The following is a 242-nucleotide window of genomic DNA, read 5'->3' as shown; positions in this document are numbered from 1 at the left end:
GTCGTCTCCGTATTCGTTTCGAGCGCCGTGCAGACATTCACGGCGCGTTCCTCAAACTCGGTTGCTGCCTGATCTGCTGGAATACCCTTCGGCGGGCCGATCAGTCTTTATGAAACCGTCTCTAAGGGACTGGCCAAGAACACGGCGCAGCTGTTCAGCCTGTTCGCGCTGGCGAACCTGGTGGTGGCGCGTCAGCGGCTGTGGCCATGTCATGGGAACAGTCCGTCTGGCGGGTGAAGAAT

Annotated in this window: 2 pseudogenes; both read left to right on the top strand. The window is 59.5% G+C overall.

What is annotated here, in order from left to right:
* A pseudogene (locus tag SB751_RS34610) lies at nucleotides 1-113 on the top strand (IS5/IS1182 family transposase); the annotation flags it as partial.
* Between the two features lie 10 nt (nucleotides 114-123).
* A pseudogene (locus tag SB751_RS34605) lies at nucleotides 124-237 on the top strand (IS5/IS1182 family transposase); the annotation flags it as partial.
* Nucleotides 238-242: the final 5 nt, after the last annotated feature.

It is taken from the genome of Cupriavidus sp. SIMBA_020, assembly GCF_046535395.1.
Taxonomy (GTDB): Bacteria; Pseudomonadota; Gammaproteobacteria; order Burkholderiales; family Burkholderiaceae; genus Cupriavidus; species Cupriavidus campinensis.
This window is presented reverse-complemented; position numbering and strand designations above follow the sequence as displayed.